This is a genomic window from Bradyrhizobium sp. (assembly GCF_016462955.1).
In the GTDB taxonomy this organism is placed as follows: Bacteria; Pseudomonadota; Alphaproteobacteria; order Rhizobiales; family Xanthobacteraceae; genus Bradyrhizobium.
In genome coordinates, this window is the sequence record NZ_JAEMSD010000296.1 from 6,067 (window position 1) to 8,624 (window position 2,558).

At 64.3% G+C, this 2,558-nt stretch carries 2 protein-coding genes; both read left to right on the forward strand.

Annotated features, from left to right (window positions below):
* Positions 1-1,726: efflux RND transporter permease subunit (locus tag JHD07_RS25380; RefSeq protein WP_291627011.1), on the forward strand; the 1,726-nt coding region annotated here is incomplete at its 5' end.
* Positions 1,727-2,007: 281 nt separating this feature from the next.
* On the forward strand, positions 2,008-2,558 hold a 551-nt coding region (locus tag JHD07_RS25385; protein WP_291627013.1), incomplete at its 3' end, for a CYTH domain-containing protein.

A 2,558-nucleotide genomic window follows, 5' to 3' on the forward strand; every position in this document is an offset into this window, starting at 1 on the left:
CTACGTGCCCGTGGGATTCCAGGGCGGCCTCACCGGCGCGCTGTTCACCGAGTTCGCCTTCACGCTCGCAGGCGCCGTGACGGTGTCTGCGGTGATCGCACTGACGCTGTCGCCGATGAACTGCGCCTGGCTGTTGCGCAAGACCGAGCGCGATGCAACGAACTGGGAGGCGCGCCTGGTCCGGACCATCGACCACGTGCTGGAGTGGCTCTCAGGTGCCTATCGCCGCCGGCTGGAGGCAGTCTTTACCATGAAGCCGGTCGCGGCCGTGTTTGCGCTGCTGTTGCTGGCCGGCATTCCCTGGCTCTACACGACCTCGACCAGCGAGCTCGCGCCCGATGAGGACCAGGGCGTCGTACTCTCGTTGACCACTTCGGCGCCCTCGGCGACGCTGCAGCAGCGGCAGTTCTACAGCCAGCAGATCTACGATCTCGTCGCCAAGCGCTCGGAAACGAAGACCCTGTTCCAGATCGACACCCCGACCCAGGCGATCGGCGGCTGGGTGCTCAAGCCCTGGGACCAGCGCAGCCTGACCACGAAGACGCTCCAGCCGGATTTCCAGGCCCTGCTGAACACCATCGCCGGAACGCGCTCGGTCGCCTTCCAGCCGTCGCCGCTGCCGGGCAGCAACGGCCTTCCGATCCAGTTCGTGATCGGCACGACTGGATCCTACAACGAGCTCGACCGGGTCTCGCGCGATTTCATGGTGCGGGCGCTGGAGAGCGGCCAATTCATCTTTCTCGATACCGACCTGAAAATCGACCGGCCCCAGACGCTGGTCGCCTTCGACCGCGACAAGGCCGGCGATCTCGGCCTGAAGATGAGCGATCTCGGCGGTGCGCTCGCGACCCTGCTTGGGGGAAACTATCTCGATTATTTCAGCCTGGACGGCCGATCCTACAAGGTAATTCCTCAGGCCAAGCAGAACGATCGGCTTACGGCAGACCAGCTGCTGGGCTACTACATCAGGGCGAGCGACAATTCGATGGTGCCGTTGTCGACCGTCGCCCATCTCGAGAACAGGACCGTTCCGCAATCGCGCAATCATTTCCAGCAGATCAACGCGGCCACGATCTCGGGCGTGGCGATGCCGACGGTGTCGATGGGCAGCGCGCTCGCCACGCTCAAGGATCTCGCGAAATCGCTGCCGGCGGGCTACACGATCGACTTCGGCGGTGCCTCGCGCCAGCTCGAGCAGGAATCCGGCGGCTTCGTCACGACGTTCGGCTTCGCCGTCATCATCATCTTCCTGGCGCTCGCCGCTTTGTTCAACAGCTTCCTCGATCCCGTCGTCATCCTGGTCTCGGTGCCGATGTCGCTGGCCGGCGCGCTGATCTTCATCAGCCTCGGCATCGGCGGCGCAAGCCTCAACATCTATACCCAGGTCGGGCTGCTCACGCTGATGGGACTCGTCAGCAAGCACGGCATCCTGATGGTCGAAGTCGCCAACGAGCTGCGCGCGGCGGGGAAGGGGGTGACCGAGGCGATCATCGAGGCGGCGACGATCCGGTTGCGGCCGATCCTGATGACGACCGCGGCGATGGTGCTCGGCGTCGTTCCGCTGATCACGGCGAGCGGCGCAGGCGCCGTCTCGCGCTACAACATGGGGCTCGTGATCGCCACCGGTCTGTCGATCGGAACGCTGTTCACGTTGTTCGTCGTGCCCGTCGCCTACGTCCTGATCACGCGGCCGGCCGCGGCGCGAACCGAGCCCGTGCACGCATAGCTCGAGACCCAGAAAGAATTTCTCGGGCCGCATGAACTGAGCTCGGCGATGCGTTCATTTCGATTCGAGGACTGCTAGAGTTCCTCGCAGGTACGACCATTCGTCTTACGCGGCGCCGAATGAATCGAAACCCCGCGCCCAATTGTGACACTCCTCCTCGATGCCAGCGGTTGAGATGTCGCATGTGGACGATGATGCGTTGCGACGCAAATTGACTATTCCTCGCGCGGCTCATCCGCTATATCTTCGCGCTCCGTCATCAAACTGTCACGTTGCCCTTCATGCTGAAGTCAGATCCCATGCCGGCCCTGAAAACTCCGGGCGCGCCGGATAGGAATCAGCCGCCGAAGGAGAACAAAAGAGCGCCCGTCGTCGCCGGCTTCCTGAGGCAGACTGAACCGGCAGGGCCAGAAGCGGAGTCGGGGCACAAGGACGCCGTGCGTGATCGGACGACAGCGCGAGTAGCGACGCCTGATCTGCAACCAGCTCAGCCGGGCAGCGCCGCTCATCCTGCCGGTGAAATCGAGCTCAAGCTCCTCGTCGACGCCGATGGCATGGCGCATCTCGCCGCTGCGCCGGTCATCGCCGCGAACGCGCGCAACAAGGGCTCGCGCAAACGTCTCAGGTCCGTCTACTACGACACGCCCGAGCGGGCGCTTCGTTGCGCCGGCCTGAGCCTGCGCGTACGCCAGAGCGGCACGCGTTTCGTGCAGACGGTGAAGACCGAGGTTGCGGACGATCCCTTGCGTCGCGGCGAATGGGAAGCAAGCGTGCCTTCGCTTGCGCCCGATCTCGCTTTGGCTATGCCCTTCATTCCGGGGGAGCTGCGCGA